This window comes from Caballeronia sp. LjRoot31 (assembly GCF_964253885.1).
GTDB lineage: Bacteria > Pseudomonadota > Gammaproteobacteria > Burkholderiales > Burkholderiaceae > Caballeronia.
On sequence record NZ_CAXURX020000003.1, the window covers coordinates 969,791 to 984,885 of the forward strand.

The following is a 15,095-nucleotide window of genomic DNA, read 5'->3' on the forward strand; positions in this document are numbered from 1 at the left end:
ACCGCCTTCTAGCGCGCGAGCTTCTCGACATAAAACGCCGCCGTCTCGTACGGAACCGTCACCACGTCCTTTCCCGCGAGCAGCGGTTCAGCCGCGATCAACGCCTTGACCTCGCCATCGATCTTCTCGCGCTTGTCGGCGTCCAGCGCTGCAACAAAGCTGGTGGAGCGCACTCTGTTCAGGATCACGTCTTCGGGCGAACCGGTATGACCGATGCTGAAATGGTGTTCATTGAGCGGGCCGAAACCGTCGAACGGAAACGCGGACCGCCAGGCGCCGGTGTAATAACGCGGCGTATCGCCTTCCACCCGATTCACGATTGCGTCGAGCCGGGCGACCCACGGGACGTTGGCATCGCGCAAATTCCAGATCAGGCCGAGCTTGCCGCCCGGTTTCAAGACCCGAAGAATCTCCGCGAGCGCGGCGTGGGTCGAGAACCAATGGAATGATTGCGCGCACACCACGGCATCAACCGATGCATCGGGAAGCGGGATCGAGTCGGCAGTACCCGCGTACGTTTGCACTTGCGGGTGCGCCGCGGACAGCTTGCCGAGCATCGCGGCCACGGGTTCGACTGCGATCACCTTGGCGCCCGTGCTGATCAAGCGCGGTGTAAATTTTCCGGTGCCCGCGCCGAGATCCACGACGGTCGTCCCGGCGCGCAGCCCGAGCTGATTACGTAACCAGTCCGCAATCTCCGGCGGGTAGTCGGGCCGGCCGCGCACATAGGTGTCGGCCGTTGCCGTTGTCGCGTAGCCGTCTGCTGCGGCGTGATGCACGCCATGTATTGCCTTGTTCATCGTGCGCTCCTGCTTGCTGGATTCATGTCGTTCTGTCACTCCGTACGGCATCCTGTCTTATTGACGCCCATGCGCCGCCGTACGGAAACTGGAAACAGGATAAGCAATCGCGGCATGATTTGCCATGCATGCCATCGTCGATTTTAATACCTTGAAAGGGTGGGAAGCATCCATCTGCGCACGCACGCTAACCCTGTGGCTCACGAGGCAAGGTCAGCACTGCATCGAGTCCCCGCTCTGCTCTGTTGCTCAACACCAGCGTGCCACCATGTGCCATCGCGATGCTCTTCGCAATGGTCAGCCCCAACCCGGTCCCGTTGGTGTTCCCGGGCTGTGCGCGGAAATACGGTTCGAATACCCGTTCAAGCATGTCCTTTCCTGCAATGCCCGGGCCTTGATCGCTGATCGTGATGCGTACCGCGTCGCGATCATCATGGATGTGCACCGACGCGCTGCCGCCATGCAGGATTGCGTTGTCGAGCAGATTCTGCAGGCAGCGTTTCAGGTTTCGCGGATATCCGCTCAAAGGCGCGGCGGCGTGGCCGTCGAGTTCGACGCGTGCTCCCGTTTCAACGAGATCGTCGCAGAGTGCACGTAGCAGCGAGTCGATATCGATCTGATGGCGTGGCTCCGTTATCTCTACGCCCTGCACGAAGTCGAGCGTGCTGTGCACCATCGCGTCCATTTCATCGAGGTCAGTGCAAAAGCGTTCGCGCGACGCCGCATCCGGCAACATCTCGGCGCGTAGCCGAAGCTTCGTCAAGGGCGAGCGCAAATCGTGGGATATCGAAGCCAGCAAGCGCGTTTGTTCATCAATACTCCGAATCAATTGTTGCTGCATCGAGTTGAACGACTGCGCGGCGACTCGCACCTCACGCGGGCCGGATAACTTCAGCGATGCTCGATACACATTCTTGCCAAGCGCGTCGGCCGCGACCGCGAGCCGCCTTAGCGGCTGAACGGCAATGCGCACGGCCACCAGCGCGAACAGCAGCGCGGCGATGAACCTGATCGCATAGATGCGCAACAGATACTCGATCACCAGCGTTCGCGGCTCGCTCTGCCGGCCCGCCTGTCCCTCTTGCGCGGTGACGTCGAGCCAAGCGCCGCCGGGTGCTTTTATCTGCACATGAAAATCTCCCGATGGCATGCGCGAGTCGAAGAGGCTGAAGATCCCGCGATGACGTCCGGTGTCGTCGGTCAGCTCGGCATCGATCAAACGCAGCGGCACGTGCTGCTCATGCAGACGCTGCGCGAGCACGCTTGCAAGCAAGTCTTCAGTCGCACGCTGCGCGACCGTGTGCGACGGTGACGGCGCCGGGGCTTCGATCCAGCGCAATTGATAGTTACGGTCCGCAAGCTGGCGCACGAGGGTTTGCCGCGCTGCCTGGTCCGGTGCGGTCTGCAGCAGACGAAGGGTGTCCGCGAGACGGCTTGCGAACAGGCGTGAAGGAATCTCCAGCGTGCGGTTGTCGTGGGTCTCGAACCAGATCGTGCTGGTCAGCAGTTGGCCGCCGAACATGCCGACCACAAGGATCAGCGCGAGGCGTCCGAACAGCGTGTCGGGCCAGAGGCGAAGCTTCATGCACGACCTTCGTGCAACGCGCAGGCGCTCTCATCGACTACCGGTAGGTGGTCCATCTGCGCGGATGCATCAAGCGGGAATCGGGGGAGGGGAGTCAATGAATCACGGCCGTAAGGCGAATGAAAAGCCCGCAATTGAGCCAACACATTCCAATACAAAACAGCGGCTTTTCAACATATCGCCAATACATTTCGCCGATAAAGTGTTGGCGCGTAATGACATTGATTCTCATTTAAAGACTATAACATGCCGATTTCAGGATCTTCGCCGCGCGTCTGTCGTTCGCCCGTGTTCAGGCCCGCTGCATCGCGGCTTTCCGGACTTCCCTGTGGCTCCAGTCGTATAAGGCGATACCTCGAAAAGGCGTTCGCCACGACGCTGATCGCGACCGCTTTCATCGCCGGGCCGGCCCATGCCCAGTCGAGCGTGACGCTGTATGGCGTCATCGATGCAAGCTTGCTTTATACGAACAACGCGCAGGATCACGCCAGTCTGCAGGCGAGCAGCGGCGCCGTGACGGGCAGCCATTGGGGACTGCAGGGCCGCGAGGACCTGGGCGCCGGCACCCAGGCGATCTTCCAGATAGAAGACGGCTTCAGCGTCATGAACGGCAGCTTGCGCCAGGGCGGCCGTGAGTTCGGCTACCAGTCATATGTGGGCTTGAGCAACAACCGGTTCGGCACGGTGACGCTTGGGCGGCAGTACGACTCGGTCGTCGACTACCTTGCGCCGTTGAGTTTCACCGGCCGGCGTCCGGGCGGCAATAACCTCTCCGTGCATCCATATGACAACGACAACCTGAACAACTCGTTTCGCGTCGATAACGCCGTGAAGTTCGCCAGCGCGCCCTACGCCGGCCTGAAGTTCGGCACGCTCTACGGCTTCTCGAATGAAGCGGGCGGCTTCGACGACAACCGTCTATACAGCTTCGGCGCGTCCTATGATGCCGGCCCGCTGAGTTTGGCTGCGGGCTATCTGCAGGCGAACAATCCGGGTGTGAGCAACACCGACGGCGCGATCACGCTGACCGACCGTACCTTCCTGACGGCGTTACAGCGGACCTATGGAGCAGGCGTGAATTATTCGATAGGGGCTGGGAAGCTCGGGTTCGTCTGGACACGCACGCAGCTTGGCGGCCTTGCTGTTATCAACGGGGCGAACAGTCTGGGTCTCAAGCAAAACGGCCAGGGTGCGAGCTTCGACAACTTCGAAGTGAACGCGAGTTATCTGCTGACGCCGTCGGTGGCGGTGAATGGCGCCTACACGTATACGGATGCCGCGCTGTCGACGGCTAGCGGCGAGCATCATCCCAAGTGGCACGAGGTATCGGTGCAGACGGACTACTTGCTTTCCAAGCGCACCGACGCGTACGTCCAAGCGAGCTACCAGCACATTGCGAGCGATGGCTCGGGATTGACCGCCGACATCAGCGGACAGTCACCGTCCAGCAAGAATGAGCAGGTTGTCGTCGCGGTGGGATTGCGTCATAGGTTCTGATGAGACGCGTGACAACGCCACGGTCTGCGAGGCCAGCCGTCATGCGTCATTCGTAGTTCGAGAACCGCGACTCAGGCTCAGGTGGCGGAGGCAATGGCGTATAGCCTGGAATGCTTGCTTTAAATTGCTCGGACAGCCCGTTGTCGATCTTCGTCAGTCCCTTGAGCTGAAGCTGCAACAGGACGCGCGTAGCGCTACTGGCGGCAGTCGTGGTGGTGGACACATTCGTATATTTTTGCACCGCGAAGCTGAGCGACCAGCAATCGGCGTCGTACTGAACCCCGAGCAATCCCGCCACCAGGCGATGAGCGACCATGTCGAAATTGGCCTGGCCGACAGCGTAAAGCTTGCGGCTCAGCGGCCATTGACCGGACGCCACGATCTGGTTTTCCGCCTCGTTGTTCAGATCTTCGTCGGCGCGGGTATACCGGTAAGCAATGCTGATTACTTCTCGATCTCCCGGTTTCCAGGTGAAGCCAGAGGTACCCTGATCCAACTGGTTGCGCTGCTCGTCGTACTGGACCGCCTGCTCGGTCGTAAAGCCCGGGCCTATCTTGAGCGACGCCCCGACAATGACGTCGCTGCCGCGAATGTCGGTCACGGACGCGCCCGGGTCCAGCGTCACTTCCGGATTGGTGAAATAGTATTGTTGCGCCACCACGAAGCGGGCTCGTTCGTCTCCTGTCGCCTGGTTGATGAACCGGGTTGTCAGGGCGGCCGTGACACGGTTCAGGTCGGCAACCCGGTCGCCGCCAACGAAGGTGTTGTCGGTGAAAATCTGGGCCAGTCCAAAGTCCTCCTCGCCTGTGTCGAAGACCGGTGCGAAGGTCTGGTTCCGGTAGGGTGTATAGACGTAGTAGAGGCGCGGTTCCAGCGTCTGGATATAGTCCGTTCCGAACAGGCGGATGCTGCGTTCGAACACGAGCCCCGAGTCCAGGCTGAGGGTGGGAACATTGAACGAAAAGCTCTTCGGCTGTCCCGTTGGCGCTGTGCTTCCGATCGAGGACAGGTCGTAGGCCACGTAGTGCCACTGAACCTTCGGCGTGATGAACCATCCCGGTCCAGACAGCGGATAGCTGACATACGGATTGAACGTGAAGCGGCTGCCTTCCGTGGAGTCGGCTGTGGAAATGCTAAAGCGCGTGGCGTCTGCCTCGGCGCCGAAATCAAATCCGCCCACATTGTACTTATCGTATTTAACGTCCAGTTCCGGCGCCCGATTGTAGGGCGGCGCCGTACTGAATGATTGCCAGCGTTGCACCCGCGCCAGCACGGACCATGGCCCGCTGTTGTAGGTCACTCCAGCCTCTTGCTGGAAGATGTCCTGCCCATTGACCAGCGACGCGGTATTCGAATTCAGATCCGTCGTGACGTTGACGTCCGACACCTGCGCATAGTTAACATACGCAGCGAATCCGCCGCCGAAGTTCTGGTTGTGCAGGATGTTGATCGAATAACGGTTGGTCTTGGTCAGGGCATCGTCGGGCAGATAGGCAATAGTCACCGAGCCCGAATACGTAGGCGACAAATAGCGGAAATTCGTTGTCAGCATCGCGCCGCGTTTTGACATGTAGCGCGGTGTCAGCGTCAGGTCGTAATTCGGCGCGATATTGAAATAATACGGGACGGTGAGGTCGAATCCGTTCGTCGAACTCAGCGAGAAAGTCGGCGGAAGAAAGCCGCTCTGGCGAGCGTTGGACAACGGAAACGACAACCACGGACTCGCGAAGATGGGCACGCCCTGGAAGAACAGCACGCCATTGTGAGCAATGCCTTCGTTCGACCCCTGATCCATGTCGAAACTTGCCGCCTTGAGGTACCACGCCGGGTCAGTTTCGCACTGGCACGCGGTGTACGTGCCGTGATGCACGACTGAACGTTCGTTGTCGATCAGGTCGATGCTGTCGGCGCTCCCCGAGCCGCCCGTCAGATTGAAGTGATAGGTCGGCGTTGTCATGGTGCCCTCATTGGCCTCGACCTGAAGATGCGCTTCGGGGCCGGCAAAGACGTCGTAGTTGTCGACTACGCGCACATGGCCGTACGCATCGACCACATTACGATCGATGTCGTAGTGCACGGCGTCTCCTCTGACAATGGTAGCGTCGCGCCGAAGCTCTCCATTGCCCTTGAGCGACAGGTCCTGGTCCTCGTCGCCGTCCGCTGCATCGCCGATCCCAAATACGGCTGGCGACGTGTTCGCCGGCAACGGATGCTCCGTCACTTGAGGGGCGAATCGAAGACCCCAGGGTGGATCGATCGGTTCTGCCTGTGCCGCCGTGCCGCTCAGTTGCGCGTGCGCGGGCGAAGGGGTGAAGGACATGACGATCGCCGCTGCGACCGCGATATGACGCATGCGCGGCGTGAACCGGATGAGCGTTTCTGCTGACCGCACGGGTTAGAACGACGTGCCGATCTGGAACTGGAACTTCTCGTATTGGTCTCCCGCGTGCCGCACGATCGGGAAACCGAGGTCCAGTTTGAGCGGCCCGATCGGGGATATCCACTCAAGTCCCGCACCATAGCTGTAACGCAGGCCGTTTGCGCCCACGCTGTTACCCTCGTCGCCCCAGACGTTACCGCCGTCGACAAAAGTAAACACGCGCAGGGTCCGGTCGTACCCCGTACCCGGCAGCGGAAAGGTCATTTCTATATTGCCGACGATCATCTTCGATCCACCGATCGGGTCGTTGGTCGTGGCGTCACGCGGTCCGAGCGAACCGGACTCGTAGCCCCGCACCGAGCCAATACCGCCGGCGTAGTAGTTCTTGAAGATCGGATAGGCGTCGCCGTTTATGCCGTGACCATAGCCCGCCTGGAAATTCAGGCCGAGAATGAAACCCCTGGCGGGGGTGTAATAGTACTGGGCCTGAACATCTGATTTGTAGTACTGGGTATTTCCTGCCGGTGTTCCCAACTCGCCGTTGGCCTGAAGGAAATAGCCTTTGCTGGGTATCAGCGCGCTGTCGCGTGCGTCGTGCGACCAGCCGACTGTCACTGGAACGTTGTTCACCACGCGACCGAACTCGGCGACATAGTCCAGGTAGCTTTGTGGCGTTGACGAGTCTGTATTGAACCGGTCCTGCTCGAAACCCGCACCAAAATAAACCACGTCCGATTCGGAGAACGGTATGCCGAACTTCATATCCGCGCCGATCGATGTAATTCGAAAACTCGTGTCGCTGAAGTTGTAGAGCGGGTAGGTGGTTCTGTAATACATGTCGGTAATGCGCTTGATGCCATCGATCGTAAAGTAGGGATCGGTTTGCGTCACCGACAAGGTCCGGTACGTCGCGGCCGTATTCACGTTCAGCGCGAGCGTTGTTCCAGAGCCGAACACGTTGTCCTGCGACACCCCGGCCGACAGCACAACCTTGTCGCTCGAATCGTAGCCGGCGCCCAACGTGACCGCGCCCGTTGGTTTCTCTTCTACCTTGACGTCTATGTCGACCTCGTCGGTGGTGCCGGGAACGGGGACTGTGGTTATCTCCGTGTTCGTAAAATATCCCAGACGATCGACGCGCTCCTTCGAGAGCTTCAGGCGGCTGCTGTCGAACCATGAGCTTTCAATCTGGCGCATTTCACGACGGATCACCTCGTCGCGCGTCCGGGTGTTGCCTTCAATGTTCACCCGGCGCACGTACACCCGGCGTCCCGGATCGACCTGCAATGTCAACGCGACCGTATGATGGACCTGGTCAATCTCCGGCTGGGCATTGACCTGTGCGAATGCGTAGCCATACTCCCCCAGCTTATCCACCAGAGCCTGGGTCGCGGCTTGCAATTTTTCGGCCGAAAAACGCTCGCCCCCGCGGATCGACACGAGCTTTTGCAGTTCGGCGTTGCGATCGAGCAGGTTGCCGCCAAGCTGGATGCTCGATATGGTGTACGGCTCTCCCTCGTGAATGTAGATGGTCAGGTACATGTCCTTCTTGTCGGGCGAGATCGACACTTGCGTGGAGTCAATGTTGAACTCCAGATATCCACGGTCCAGGTAATACGAGCGCACCTTTTCCAGATCCCCCGTTAGCTTGTCCTTCGCGTAGAGGTCGTTCTTCGTGTACCAGGAGAACCAGTTAGGGGTCGATAACTGCATTTCGTCGAGCAGCGTCGACGAGCTTGCAACCTGATTGCCCATGAAGTTGATCTGACGAATTTTCGCGCTGGGACCTTCTGTTACCGAGAACAGAATGGATACCCGGTTGCGGTCAATCGGTGTGACCGTGGTGGTCACCTCGGCGGCGTAATAACCTCGCGTCAGGTATTGGCGTTTCAGTTCCTGTTCGGCGTTGCTGACAAGCGCTTTGTCGTAGGTGCTGCCTGGTGACAGGCCGACTGAATGCAATGCCTTGGTGAGGTTGTCCTTGTCGAACTCGTGGATGCCGGCAAAGTCGATTGACGAGACGGCAGCGCGCTCCTGCACTTTTACAATGACCACATTACCTTGCGTCTCGACCTGAACATCGTCGAAGAAGCCGGTTGCATAGAGGGCACGAATGGTTTCCGACGCTTTGTCGTCCGAGAAGAGGTCGCCTCGCTTGAGCGGGACATAAGCGAAGACCGAGCTGGGCTCAATGCGCTTCAGGCCCTCGATCTGTATGTCCTTGATGACAAAACTGCTGGTCGCCGCATAGACGCCCGGTGCAAGGAACACGTGCAATGCGATGGCAACGGCTGAGTGAGCGGTACGTAATGATCGGAAGGTTCGGAAGTTGAATTTCATTTGATGTACTTGACGAGCATATCGGCCCGAATGTGTTGCCCTGCTTTTCCGCGTCGTATCGGACGTGATCCGTGCCGTGCCTGGCCTTGTGTCTTCTGGCCGCTCAGGAACCGCGTTGCGCTAGCCACTTATTGCAAGGGGCCGCTCGCATGGGCCGGAATCTGAACCAGTCGCGCTGCCGAAATAAGCGCGTCGACCATGGGCGGGATCTGCTCCCGGGGAAGACAAAAGGAAACGTCAGCACCGCCTTGCAGCCGGAACGTAAGGACCAGGCTTTTGCCGTTATCGATCGCGCCGAGCTCCCATCCTTCGCAGCCCATCGCGAAGTTGATGTGCGGCGTTCGCTGAAGCATTCGCTCCGACTGCATGATCGCGGCGGGAAGCACCGCCAGCAGTTCTCGGAATACCGAGTAATGGAACGTCAGGGTCGACCGGTCGCTGTGCACCACCATATGTTGGCCGTCGGGTTCCAGCTCGATGCGCTCGATGGAAGACACCCGCACGGGCTCGGACAGGTCGTTCCTTTCGATCCCTTCTGGCCGGACCGGGCCGCGCTGGGAATCGATTCTTGCTTTAACTAATGGCATATTATGTAATCCTTATTTATTGTGTAAGGTATTGACAAGATGGGCAGCGGCCGTACGGCAGGCAAGCTACCTTGCGGCTCTGTCAGGGGCGGATTGGGAGCAAGCTGGCATTTCTATCCCTGTTTCTTGCGGGCGAGCAACGTTAGCGGGCGTTGCTTCGCCGCAAGGCGGCTGGATTCGTTTCGGTATCGCGGAAGAACGCGGTGCGTTGCCGGCCCTCCGACATGGCAACGAGCATGTCCGAAAACAACGGTGTTGAACTGGCTCGCAGAACCGCTGCAAGAACTTGTGTGGAAAGAATGTGCTTCATCATGGTTGCTGCCCTCGGGTGCAAGTCGCTAGACGAGTCACTAAAGTAGCTCGCTATATGACGCGGCGCGTTACGGCTTCGTTACCGCATTTCTCGCCGGAAATAGGGGGTGCATCGGCTGATCGGCGGGGCTTCGGGGAAAGACGCGTTACGTTGGCTAGTCGTTCAGGCTTGCGGGCAAAGCTTCCGGTCGGGTTTGCCGCATTTTCGGACCACTCTTTCTCACGAGAGAAAGGAGTTCAAGGCGGCACTCGTGATGAATACAGAGTTCGTGCTTGGAGACACAGTGAAATGCTTGGTGAGGAATTAGAGCGGCCTGATTAACTATCGAGGCAATGGGGTCAAGGTCTTCAGGACGATTCCCTGCGTACGTTTCATATTGGTTTAACTATAGAACGATTATGCTGTTGCACACGACGAACGTCAGCGCGCATCAACGCAACGATGACGTCTTTTCTCGTTGCATCGAGCGCCGTCTGGCCGCGTTTCATGCGTCACCAAATTGTTCCCGAATGTTCCCGTTCATGACCGCACGGTACGCGCCGAACTATTGATCACGGCCCGCGTCTTGCCGGCCGTTGCATAGGAGCACCCGCGCACGCCTTTCCAGAGAACGCTTTGCCGGTCCACGGCATTCACTCAGGCGCCCTGTTGGACGCAAACCGTTGCATTACTGTGTTGACCAGGTGCAACGCTTGGTAACGATGCTTGTTGTCCGCTTCCAACAGCCCTCGCAAAACGCTGCTGTTTAATGGTGCCCGTCTGATCGACGCACGGCGACGTCGATCAGTGCGCGCAGCGATGCACGTTTATCTGGCGAGACCGCGGTGTTTGCAACCCTTGGCAGTGGGCCAGGCAGACCGCGTTGCTCAATCGTATTCTCGGAGAATTTGAAATGAAAAAATCCCTTCTTGCTCTCGGTGTCATCGGCACCTTCGCCGGAGCGGCACACGCTCAGAACAGCGTGACCCTCTATGGCCTGATTGACGCGGGCATTACCTACACAAACAACCAGGGCGGCAGCAAGAACATCCAGGCAACCAGCGGCCAGGTCAACGGCAGCCGTTGGGGCCTGCGTGGCTCCGAAGATTTGGGCGGTGGTCTCAAGGCCATCTTCACGTTGGAAAATGGTTTTAATATCGACAACGGCAAGTTAGGCCAGAACGGCCTGGAGTTCGGCCGCCAGGCGTTCGTTGGTTTGTCGAGTAACCAGGCAGGCGCCGTCACTCTCGGCCGCCAGTACGACTCAATGGTCGACTACGTCGCCCCGTTGGCGCTGACCGGCACGCAGTTCGGTGGGACGCAGGCGGCTCACCCGTTCGATAACGACAACCTCGACAACTCCTTCCGCATCAATAACTCGGTCAAGTACCAGAGCGTCAACTACGGCGGCTTCCAGTTCGGCGGCCTGTATGGCTTCTCGAACGACGCGGGCGGATTCTCGGACAATCGTGCATATAGCCTTGGCGCGTCGTATAACTACGGTCCTTTGAGCGCAGCGGCCAGCTACATGCAGCTCAATAGCGCGGGCTCTACGCTGAACTCGTCCGGCGCGGTGACCGCCGACGCTACGTTCGCAGCGGGCCGTCAACGCACCTACGGCGCGGGCGTCAACTATGCATTCGGCGCAGCAAATGTCGGCTTCGTGTTTTCGCAGACCCAGTTGTCCAACGCGACGGGCATTGGCGCGTCGGCTTCGGGCACGACAAACGGCATCACCCTGGCGGGTGGCAGCGCGCGCTTTAGCAACTATGAAGTGAACGGCCGATACAACTTCACGCCTGCATGGACGCTATCGGGCGCCTATACGTTCACCGATGCAAGCCTGGACGGCGTGAGCCCGAAATATAACCAGGTGACCCTGCAGACGGCGTACGCGCTGTCCAAGCGCACCGACGTTTATCTCCAAGGCGTGTATCAGCACGTGAGCGGTACGGGTGATTCGGGTTTGACTGCTTCCATCAACGGGTTGAGCGCTTCGTCGACCAATAGCCAGGTTGCTGCAACCATTGGTTTGCGTGCCCGCTTCTAAGCGAATGGCTAAGCGAATGGTTGCGGCCTTTGACATGATGAGCGGGAAGGCCGCAGCTTAGCGCGGTGTGTTTGGCAGGAAGCTTTGATAAGCCGGGGAAGTCCTCCCGGCTTTTTCATTTTCAGTCCACGGTTAACTGAAAACGGGGCGAAAGAAGCTGCGCTCGTAGCTGACAATGCACTGCGTTTCTTCCGCATATTTGAACGCTGCCTGACATTCCGGGTCAAGCTGCGATTGTTGACGGTAGCTCTCGTAGGTTGACAGGCTCGGAAACGAAAACAGCGCCAGCGCGACATTGTTCGCGCCTTCCGACGGCAGGAAATAGCCATGATGCTGGCCACCGAATTTCTCGACCAATGGAATCCACATCTTTCCGTAGGCCTCGAATTCATTGAGTTTCGAAGGGACGATAATGTAGCGAAGGTAGCAGGTAATCATGGTGTGTCTATTTTTGGGGAGAGGATCGATCGGATAATATCGTGTCCGTCGATGAATAACTTTTCTCGAGCGACTCGCACCAAGCGCGGGACACCGGCTCCTCAGGCAAGCTATATCGCCGAGCCCGGACATGAATCTATGCCCTAGCGCGATCCCGGGCCGACCCCTTCGGCGATCGCACGGCAAGCGTCCTTCAATGGCTCGATGTAGGTTTCCAGCGGCGTCACGCTTTTCCTATATAGGGGAATGCTGATGCTGACGCATGCGATCGGATCGCCATTTGCTCCCAGGATTGCGCTGCCGTAGCAAAAGATCTGCTCCTCGTTTTCTTCGCGATCTTCCGCATAACCGCGAGCTTGGGTCGCGTCGAGTTCGGCATCGAGTGCGGTGCGTTCGATGATGGTATTCGGCGTAAAGCGCTCGAAGTTCAGGGTGGCAAGTAACGCGTCGCGATCCGGGCGCTTGAGCGAAGACAAATAGGCTTTGCCGACAGAACTTGAATACAGCGTGACACGTGTGCCTATTCGCGACGCCATGCGCACGGCGTGCGGACTTTCGAGCTTCTCGATGTAGACCATTTCAGAGCCGCTGCGCACCGCCAGGTGAACTGTTTCCTGGGTAAGGTCACGCAAGGTCTGCAGCGCCTCGCTGGCAGCCACGCGCAGGTCGGAGCGCTCCCAGCTCCGGCTTGCCAGGGATAACAAACGAGGACCTGGCGAATAGCTGCCGCCTCGCGGCGTTTCGACCACCAGGCCCTCGGCGATCAAGGCTCCGACAATGCGATATACCGTTGGCCTCGGATACTTCGACGCAGCGGTAAGTTGGGCGATGCCGGGTGGCGCCGGTGCGTCGGCGATGCACTGAAGTACCACCATGAACTTGGAGAACGCAGCAGTGCCGCTTGGCTTGGCATCGTCTGGCGGGCGCTGCGAATTGGGGCGGCCGATAGCGGGCTTAAATGGTTTTGGCATGGCGTCCGAAGGAACTTGACGGTGTACCGGTGGTATTGAAAAGCAGTGATCGAGGCGCCGAAAATTATAATAAACCCCGCTACACAACCATATAACCTCCATCAACCGGGACTACCGCTCCCGTCATGAACGCCGCCGCTGGCGAGCAAAGAAACGCCACCACTTGCGCGACGTCGCTGGGCTGGCCCCATCGTTTCATTGGCGTGCGATCAAGGATTGCTTGCGAACGATCGTCGCTATCCTGCAGAGCTTGCGTAAGCGGCGTAGCAATCCAGCCGGGCGCGACCGCGTTGACGCGAATGTTGTCGGCTGCATAAGCAATGGCCAGCGACTTGGTCAACTGCACCACGCCGCCCTTGCTTGCGCTGTAAGCGGGTACAAGACCTCCTCCGAAAAAGCTCAACATGGACGCCGTGTTGACAATCGATCCTTCGCTTGCCTTCAACCGCTCGCGTGCCGCGGCGCAGACACGCATTGTCCCGCTAAGATTGACGGCGATCACACGCTCGAATACGTCGATAGCCAGTTCGTCACCACGCCGGATCATGCCTGCGCAATTGACCAGCATATCGATGGAGTCGGCTTGCGCCACCAGTGACGCTACGCTCGCATCGTCGCTGACGTCGAGTTCGACGATTTCCAGGGCGGGGCCCAGCGCCTTGCGCTGAACATCGGTTGGCGCGATGCCTGCTGCGAGGACACGCGCGCCGAGAGCCGCGAAACACTGAGCGATGCCGGCGCCAATACCCTGCGTGCCGCCAGTCACAACGGCGGTTTTACCTTTGAAAAGATCAGTCTGGAAAGTCATGGTCGGTCAGGAAAGATCGGACAGGGGAACGGTTGAAACGATGGGCTCGCTATCCTCTATTTTATTCCGTACTACGAATATATAAACCAGCGCCGCAGCGAATGCGACGCCCGCGCTGATCAGGAACGCGTTGATGAAGGAGTGGGTTTTATCTACGACGATGCCAGTGATGAATGGGGCAAAAGAGCCGCCGAAATATCCGCCGAAGTTTTGAATGCTGCCCAGCGAGGCCACCATGTGACGAGGCGCTGCGACGGTCGCCAGCGCCCAGCATGCACCGCTCGCCATGTTGACGAAGTACATGGCGGCAGAGAGATAGACCATCGCGAGCGTCAGGTTCGGGGTAAACGCCGCCGGTACCGTGAAGAGTGCTGCGCCCAGCAAGCCGACGCAGATTGGCCACTTACGGCTTCTCATGGGCGCCATGCCACGCGCCATCAGACCATCGGCCACGAATCCGCTGGACAGCATCCCAAGCGTGCCGAAGAGGTAGGGAATCGACACGAGCCAGCCCGTATGCGCGATTGTCAGATGGCGTTCATGCTCGAGGTATGCGGGCAGCCAGGTGAGATAAAGCCACACCATGTAGATCACGCCCATGTTGCCGAAGATCATGCCCCATGTGGTCGACTTGCCGAATAACCCGCGCCATTCGCGCATGGTCATGCGGCGATCGGCGCGCTGCTCCAGCTCTCCTTCAGTCAGGAACGCAACCTCTTGAGAATCGAGGGCGAGGTTGCGACGATCACGGTAGACGAGATACCAGCCGATCGATACTGCAATGCCAAGCAGACCCATGACGATGAACATCGTGCGCCAGCCGAAGGCCAGCAAGAGCACAGTAAGGACGGGCGGCGCGAGAGCGGGTCCAATGGTCGATGACGTGATGAAGATACCTGTCGGCCGGCCGCGCTCATGCACGCCGAACCATTCACTGACCACCTTTGCGCCGGCGGGAAAATTCGGCGCCTCGCCGAGACCCAGCGCGACCCGCGCGACCAGGAACTGCGACAGGCTCGTCACAAGGCCACCGCACAATTGCGCGGCTGACCAAACGAACATGCCTAAGCCGAGCATCACGCGCGCACCGAAACGATCAAGCAGTATGCCAATGGGTAACTGCGAAAACGCATAGGCAAATGAGAAGGCGGACAGCAGCAAGCCCATCTGCGATGCGGACAGCCCCAGTTCCTGGCTAACCGAATGATTCGCTATGGAAAGCGTGCTCCGGTCGAGATAATTCACGATCCCGGCCAGTGTCAGGAACGTGATCGCGACCACCTGAATGCGCTTGAGGCGCGGTGATTTCTGCAACATGGTGTCTCCTCCGGTGCTCGTTGAGAGTCT

General features: G+C 59.0%; 10 protein-coding genes and 1 pseudogene. 2 read left to right on the forward strand and 9 right to left on the reverse strand.

Features of this window, described 5'->3' with window-relative positions; all coding sequences use genetic code 11:
- Positions 1-8: 8 nt before the first annotated feature.
- Both ACSQ8V_RS33085 and ACSQ8V_RS33090 read right to left on the reverse strand, forming a co-directional pair.
- Positions 9-788 (reverse strand): class I SAM-dependent methyltransferase, encoded by a 780-nt coding sequence (locus ACSQ8V_RS33085; RefSeq protein WP_436209231.1) that lies wholly within the window; start codon positions 786-788, stop codon positions 9-11.
- A 199-nt stretch (positions 789-987) separates the two neighbouring features.
- Positions 988-2,385, reverse strand: coding sequence for an ATP-binding protein (locus ACSQ8V_RS33090; protein WP_436208629.1), 1,398 nt, complete (start codon positions 2,383-2,385; stop codon positions 988-990).
- A gap of 342 nt (positions 2,386-2,727) precedes the next feature.
- Here ACSQ8V_RS33090 and ACSQ8V_RS33095 point away from each other — a divergent pair, with 342 nt between their 5' ends.
- Complete coding sequence (locus ACSQ8V_RS33095; RefSeq protein WP_436209232.1) at positions 2,728-3,882, forward strand: porin; 1,155 nt, start codon at positions 2,728-2,730, stop codon at positions 3,880-3,882.
- A gap of 46 nt (positions 3,883-3,928) precedes the next feature.
- On the opposite strand, the gene ACSQ8V_RS33100 is transcribed toward ACSQ8V_RS33095, so the two are convergent.
- The 3 genes and pseudogenes from ACSQ8V_RS33100 to ACSQ8V_RS33110 all read right to left on the reverse strand — a co-directional run bounded on the left by ACSQ8V_RS33100 (position 3,929) and on the right by ACSQ8V_RS33110 (position 9,189).
- Positions 3,929-6,202, reverse strand: coding sequence for an LPS-assembly protein LptD (locus ACSQ8V_RS33100; RefSeq protein ID WP_436208630.1), 2,274 nt, complete (start codon positions 6,200-6,202; stop codon positions 3,929-3,931).
- A gap of 75 nt (positions 6,203-6,277) precedes the next feature.
- A pseudogene (gene bamA / locus ACSQ8V_RS33105) lies at positions 6,278-8,494 on the reverse strand (outer membrane protein assembly factor BamA); the annotation flags it as partial.
- A 236-nt stretch (positions 8,495-8,730) separates the two neighbouring features.
- Complete coding sequence (locus tag ACSQ8V_RS33110; RefSeq protein WP_213766277.1) at positions 8,731-9,189, reverse strand: hypothetical protein; 459 nt, start codon at positions 9,187-9,189, stop codon at positions 8,731-8,733.
- Positions 9,190-10,394: 1,205 nt separating this feature from the next.
- On the opposite strand from ACSQ8V_RS33110, the gene ACSQ8V_RS33115 reads away from it, so the two are divergent.
- Positions 10,395-11,531: a porin gene (locus ACSQ8V_RS33115; protein WP_436185985.1), complete on the forward strand. Its 1,137-nt coding sequence runs from the start codon at positions 10,395-10,397 to the stop codon at positions 11,529-11,531.
- Between the two features lie 132 nt (positions 11,532-11,663).
- On the opposite strand, the gene ACSQ8V_RS33120 is transcribed toward ACSQ8V_RS33115, so the two are convergent.
- From ACSQ8V_RS33120 to ACSQ8V_RS33135, 4 genes are all read right to left on the reverse strand, one after another.
- Complete coding sequence (locus ACSQ8V_RS33120; protein WP_213766279.1) at positions 11,664-11,969, reverse strand: NIPSNAP family protein; 306 nt, start codon at positions 11,967-11,969, stop codon at positions 11,664-11,666.
- Positions 11,970-12,112: 143 nt separating this feature from the next.
- On the reverse strand, positions 12,113-12,940 hold the full coding sequence (locus ACSQ8V_RS33125; RefSeq protein WP_213766280.1) for an IclR family transcriptional regulator: 828 nt from the start codon (positions 12,938-12,940) through the stop codon (positions 12,113-12,115).
- 79 nt (positions 12,941-13,019) lie between these two features.
- The gene (locus tag ACSQ8V_RS33130; protein ID WP_436208631.1) at positions 13,020-13,748 is read right to left on the reverse strand and encodes an SDR family NAD(P)-dependent oxidoreductase; all 729 of its coding nucleotides are present in this window, start codon (positions 13,746-13,748) and stop codon (positions 13,020-13,022) included.
- A 6-nt stretch (positions 13,749-13,754) separates the two neighbouring features.
- Entirely contained in the window at positions 13,755-15,065 is a 1,311-nt protein-coding gene (locus tag ACSQ8V_RS33135) for an MFS transporter (RefSeq protein WP_436208632.1), read from the reverse strand.
- Positions 15,066-15,095: the final 30 nt, after the last annotated feature.

Coding starts and splice junctions, on each gene's coding strand:
- ACSQ8V_RS33135 (WP_436208632.1), bottom strand. CDS start 15,065: ATGTTGCAGAAATCACCGCGCCTCAAGCGCATTCAGGTGGTCGCGATC.
- ACSQ8V_RS33130 (WP_436208631.1), bottom strand. CDS start 13,748: ATGACTTTCCAGACTGATCTTTTCAAAGGTAAAACCGCCGTTGTGACT.
- ACSQ8V_RS33100 (WP_436208630.1), bottom strand. CDS start 6,202: ATGTCCTTCACCCCTTCGCCCGCGCACGCGCAACTGAGCGGCACGGCG.
- ACSQ8V_RS33090 (WP_436208629.1), bottom strand. CDS start 2,385: ATGAAGCTTCGCCTCTGGCCCGACACGCTGTTCGGACGCCTCGCGCTG.
- ACSQ8V_RS33110 (WP_213766277.1), bottom strand. CDS start 9,189: ATGCCATTAGTTAAAGCAAGAATCGATTCCCAGCGCGGCCCGGTCCGG.
- ACSQ8V_RS33120 (WP_213766279.1), bottom strand. CDS start 11,969: ATGATTACCTGCTACCTTCGCTACATTATCGTCCCTTCGAAACTCAAT.
- ACSQ8V_RS33115 (WP_436185985.1), top strand. CDS start 10,395: ATGAAAAAATCCCTTCTTGCTCTCGGTGTCATCGGCACCTTCGCCGGA.
- ACSQ8V_RS33125 (WP_213766280.1), bottom strand. CDS start 12,940: ATGCCAAAACCATTTAAGCCCGCTATCGGCCGCCCCAATTCGCAGCGC.